This window comes from Ruminococcus sp. AM26-12LB (assembly GCF_003480785.1).
GTDB lineage: Bacteria > Bacillota > Clostridia > Lachnospirales > Lachnospiraceae > Blautia_A > Blautia_A fusiformis.
Window position 1 is genome coordinate 699 of sequence record NZ_QUJX01000042.1, and the last position, 268, is coordinate 966.

Here is a 268-nt window from a genome sequence, read left to right on the forward strand (position 1 = left end):
CAACAGATCTTAATTTTACTCTATGCTTAAATAAAGAGTATGATGATAAGGGGCAGCAAAAGGGCGATTGCTTTGTAGTAGAATCGCTGCGAGATGAAGATTGCTTTTCTAAAAGTAGAACAGCATATACAGTAACTCATATTTTTTCAGCGCCGAATGATGCGAAAAAATATACAAATTTACTGTTTTTAGATGAAAATGCAACGATAGACGGTCTTCCAGATGAAATTAAAAACATGCTGGATCAAACTTTATTACATAAATAAAA

The 268-nt window shown here is 32.5% G+C and carries 1 pseudogene; it reads left to right on the top strand.

The features are described from left to right. Nucleotides 1-266 (top strand): annotated as a pseudogene (locus DW694_RS17375) (hypothetical protein); the annotation flags it as partial. Nucleotides 267-268 lie beyond the last annotated feature (2 nt).